The organism is Stenotrophomonas sp. P5_A8, from assembly GCF_056400545.1.
The window spans coordinates 1-2,786 of the sequence record NZ_JBFULB010000425.1; the positions used below are offsets into that span (position 1 = coordinate 1).

At 67.8% G+C, this 2,786-nt stretch carries 2 protein-coding genes; both read left to right on the forward strand.

What is annotated here, in order from left to right:
• Window positions 1-204 precede the first annotated feature (204 nt).
• The gene (locus tag AC1DQP_RS19085; RefSeq protein WP_457322333.1) at window positions 205-693 is read left to right on the forward strand and encodes an LEA/WHy family protein; all 489 of its coding nucleotides are present in this window, start codon (window positions 205-207) and stop codon (window positions 691-693) included.
• Window positions 694-738: 45 nt separating this feature from the next.
• Window positions 739-2,532, forward strand: a complete 1,794-nt coding sequence (locus AC1DQP_RS19090) for an acyl-CoA dehydrogenase C-terminal domain-containing protein (protein WP_478052264.1) — start codon at window positions 739-741, stop codon at window positions 2,530-2,532.
• Window positions 2,533-2,786: the final 254 nt, after the last annotated feature.

A 2,786-nucleotide genomic window follows, 5' to 3' on the forward strand; every position in this document is an offset into this window, starting at 1 on the left:
GCCCCACCCTCCCCCAGCAACCCGGAAGCCGCGCTGGCTCCGGCCCTGGCTCCGGCCCTGGCTCCGGCCTTGGCTTTGGCCTCGAAAAAAACAATCCAACCCCCACACCCACTACCCTTTACAACACCGACCTCAACGCCGGCACAACCACCATACGCCGTAGTATGCTTTGACCCACGCAGCACCCGCCCAAGGATTGCGCCCATGCACCACCGCCTCCGTACCGCCCTCACCGTCGCCCTGCTCGCCGGCACCGCCCTGGCCCTGGCCGCCTGCAACAGCGGCGTCGTCAAGCGCGTCTCGCCCCCGGCCGCCAGCGTCCAGCAGCTCACCGTACGCGCCGACGGCGGTTGGGATATCGCCCTGCGGCTGCAGAACTTCAGCTCCATGCCCATGACCTTCGACAGCGTCAGCCTGACCCTCAGCGTCGGCGACGAAGCGGCCGGCACCCTCACCACCCGCCCCGCCCTGTCCATCGGTGGCGTCTCCGCCGACGTCATCAACGTGCAGCTGCAGCCCAGCTCCAACGCCCGCCTGGTCGTCGCCGATGCCCTCGCCGGCAACCGTACCCTCGCCTACGCGCTCAAGGGCACGGTCAGCGCCACCCCGCAGGAAAAGAAACAACGCAGCTTCGACGTCGACAACCACAGCACCCTCAACCAGGCCCCCGGCCTGCCCGGCGTGCTGCGCTGACCGGCGCACTTCCCGTATCCCTTTGCACCTGATCGAGACCTGACGATGAGCAGCTACACCGCACCGCTTTCCGATATCCGTTTCGCCCTGCATGACGTGCTCAAGGTCGAACCGCTGTTCGCCCGCCTCGGCTTTGCCGACGCCACCGCCGACGTGGTCGACGCCGTGCTCGAGGAAGCCGGTCGCTTCAGCACCACCGTGCTGGCACCGCTGAACAGCGTCGGTGACGAAATCGGCTGCGCGCTCGACCAGGCCACCGGCGAAGTGACCACGCCGCCGGGCTTCAAGCAGGCCTACGCACAGTTCGTCGAGGGCGGCTGGACCGGCCTCACCGCGGCGCCAGAACTTGGCGGCCAGGGCCTGCCGCACACCCTGGGCGTGCCGCTCAATGAAATGATCAACGCCGCCAACCTGGCCTGGGGCAACTTCCCGCTGCTCTCCCACGGCGCCATCGAAGCGCTCAAGCAGCACGGCGAAGCCTGGCAGCAGGACGCCTTCCTCAAGCCGCTGATCGAGGGCCGCTGGACCGGCACCATGTGCCTGACCGAACCGCACTGCGGCACGGACCTGGGCCTGCTCAAGACCAAGGCCGAGCCCAACGCCGATGGCAGCTACGCCATCACCGGCACCAAGATCTTCATCACCGCCGGCGAGCACGACCTCACCGACAACATCGTCCACCTGGTACTGGCCAAGCTGCCCGACGCACCGGCCGGCGCCAAGGGCATCTCGCTGTTCGTCACCCCCAAGTTCAAGGTCGACCGCGGCGGCAAGGTCGGCGAACGCAACGCGCTGCGCTGCGGCTCGATCGAACACAAGATGGGCATCAAGGGCTCGGTTACCTGCGTGATGAACTTCGACGGTGCCCAAGGCTACCTCGTCGGCCAGCCGCACAAGGGCCTGCAGGCGATGTTCACCATGATGAACACCGCGCGCCTCGGCGTCGGCCTGCAGGGCATCGGCCTGTCCGAGCGCGCCTACCAGAACGCGCTCAAGTACGCCCGCGAGCGCCTGCAGTCGCGTTCGCTGAGTGGCCCGAAAAACCCGGAAAAGCCGGCCGACCCGATCCTGGTCCACCCGGACGTACGCCGCATGCTGCTCACCATCAAGTCGCTGGTCGAAGGCAGCCGCCTGCTGGCCCTGCACGCAGCCACGCTGGTCGATGTTGCCCACCACGCCGAGGATGCCGGCGAGCGCGAGCGCGCCGACACCCTGGTGAGCTTCCTGACCCCGATCTCCAAGGCCTGCCAGACCGAATGGGGCATCGAAAACACCTACAACGCCCTGCAGTGCTTCGGCGGCCACGGCTACATCCGTGAACACGGCATGGAGCAGTTGGCCCGCGACGCGCGCATCACTACCCTCTACGAAGGCACCACCGGCATCCAGGCGCTGGACCTGATCGGACGCAAGACCGCCTCCAGCCAGGGCGCCGGGCTGAAGCTGATGCTGGCCGAGATCGAAACCTTCGCCAAGGCCAATGAAGGCAACGAAGCGCTGGCCGAATTCATCGCCCCGCTGCGCGCCAAGGCCGACGAATGGGGCAAGCTCACGATGGCCACCCTGCAGCGCGCCGCCGGCAACCCCGAGGAACTGGGCGCGGCCAGCTTCGACTACCTGTTCTATTCGGGCTACGTGGTGCTGGCCTACTGGTGGGCCCGCAGCGTCGCCGCCGCCGATGCCTCCGCGCAGAGCGAGGCGTTCAAGCAGGCCAAGCGCGAAACCGCCCGCTTCTACTTCGCCCGTGTCCTCCCGCGCACCCTCAGCCACGCCGCCGCGATCCAGTCCGGCGCCGCCCCGCTGATGACCATGGAAGACGCACATTTCGGCGAGGCCTGAGCACCGCACCGGCCCACCGACCCACCGACCCACCGACCAACGGTCACTCAATACCGCCACCGCTGTGACTCCGGCAGGTGCCGACCGCTGGTTGGTACCACCGACACCCCATCTGGAGAAAAGCCCCCTTTTTGTTAAAGGGGGCGCGCCAACGGCGCGGGGTTTAGGTGGAATGCGCGGAACGCGGTCGCCACCGGCGGCCGCGTTGGGCGCGCCAACGGCGCGGGGTTCAGGTGGAATGCCCAACCGAATCG